Below are 1,810 nucleotides of genomic sequence, written 5' to 3'. Positions count from 1 at the left end.
TTTTACCCAAAACTAACGCCTTAAAGCCCCTAGCTTTTAGCTATGGGGATACAAGGCGAAACGCCTTTAGGTGTTAAATACCAATGTGGAATAGGGGTATTAGAGTCAATATCATGCACAAAAATAAGGGTAATGTTATGAATATCTTGTATTAGTTATTTTTTTTATATATACTACAAATATGAGTAACGCTGTTTTATACAAAAGCAATCATAATGTTGTCTATTCTTGCAAATACCATATCGTGTGGTGTCCTAAATACAGGCGTAAGGTCTTAGTGGGAGCTGTAGAAATGAGATTGAAAGAAATCATTCAAGAAGTGGCTAAAGAATTAAGAGTAGAGATTATAGAGATGCAAACCGATAAAGACCATATCCACATTTTAGCTGACATTGATCCAAGCTTTGGAGTGATGAAGTTCATTAAAACCGCTAAAGGTCGTAGCAGTAGGATATTAAGACAAGAATTTAACCACTTAAAGACAAAACTACCTACTTTATGGACCAATTCCTGTTTCATTTCAACAGTGGGGGGTGCGCCTTTGAATGTTGTCAAACAATACATTGAAAACCAACAAAACAGCAACCGCCCTAAGCAAAAAGAAAAATGGAAAAGTTATGTTGATAACCTACAAACAAAAGCTCTATAAGAACGATAAGAATAGGCGTATAGACACACTATTAAGGCGTTATGGCGTGTTTTATAACCATTGCATTGCCTTGCACAAACGCTATTATAGACTTTTCAAAAAGTATTTAAAGCTTAACGATTTGCAAAAACACACCACCAAATTGAAAAAGACCCATCGTTATGCTTTTTTAAAAACACTAGGCTCACAAACCCTGCAAGATTTAACTGAAAGGATAGATAAAGCGTTTAAAAAATTCTTTAAGAAACAAGCCAAATTGCCACGATTTAAAAAAGTAGCCAACTACAAATCTTTCACTTTCAAAAGCCAAGTTGATAAAAAGACAGGGTTGAATAAGGGAGTGGGGTTTGAGATAAAAGACAATGTTGTTTCTTTTAGTGGTTATAGCTACAAGTTTATTAAAACTTATGCTTTGATAGGGAAAGTAAAAACTCTAACCATTAAAAGAGATAATATGGGCGATTATTTCTTGTGTCTAGCCTGTGAATTAGAAAATAACCCTAACAAGCAAACCGCATGCGATAAAAGCGTGGGCTTTGACTTTGGGTTAAGGACTTTTTTAACCGGATCTGACAATACCAAGATAGAATCGCCTTTATTTTTCTCTAAATACTTGCCTTTGATTAAGCGACTTAGTAAAAACCTTAGCAAGAAAGTTAAGGGTTCTAATAACTTTAAAAAAGCTAAAAAGAAACTAGCCCAACTGCACCAAAAAATCAAATACTTAAGAACCGATTTCTTTTATAAATTGGCTTTGAAGTTAAGCAGAAAATACCAAAGCATTTTCATTGAAGACTTGAACATGAAAGCTATGCAAAAACTTTGGGGTAGGAAAGTGAGCGATATAGCTTTTAGCGAGTTTGTGAAAATCCTTGAAAACAAGGCTCATGTCGTTAAGATTGATAGATTTTATCCTAGCTCTAAGACTTGTTCTAATTGCTTATCTGTTGATGAAAACTTTAATAAAGACATTAAAAAATTAGGCAAAACAGATAAAGAAAGAGAATACCACTGCAAATATTGCGGATTGGAACTAGACAGGGATTTAAATGCGTCTATCAATATTCATAGGGTTGGGGCATCAATCCTTGGGGTAGAATTTGTAAGACCTACCTAGTAGGCTGAGTTTGCTTGATCCCAATTTTCCTCATGCTTTAGCTA

Annotated in this window: 2 protein-coding genes; both read left to right on the top strand. The window is 34.4% G+C overall.

What is annotated here, in order from left to right:
* Positions 1-181: 181 nt before the first annotated feature.
* Positions 182-649 carry an IS200/IS605 family transposase gene (tnpA, locus tag QU01_RS07825; protein WP_000063685.1) on the top strand — a complete coding sequence of 156 codons (468 nt, stop codon included), beginning with the start codon at positions 182-184 and terminating at the stop codon, positions 647-649.
* Positions 618-1,766: an RNA-guided endonuclease InsQ/TnpB family protein gene (locus tag QU01_RS07820; protein ID WP_033763417.1), complete on the top strand. Its 1,149-nt coding sequence runs from the start codon at positions 618-620 to the stop codon at positions 1,764-1,766. The genes tnpA and QU01_RS07820 overlap by 32 nt, the downstream gene beginning before the upstream one ends.
* Positions 1,767-1,810: the final 44 nt, after the last annotated feature.

The organism is Helicobacter pylori SA221C, from assembly GCF_000476855.1.
Classification (GTDB): Bacteria; Campylobacterota; Campylobacteria; order Campylobacterales; family Helicobacteraceae; genus Helicobacter; species Helicobacter pylori_DK.
The sequence above is the reverse complement of the archived record's forward strand: the minus strand, read 5'-3'. Positions and strand labels throughout refer to the sequence as shown.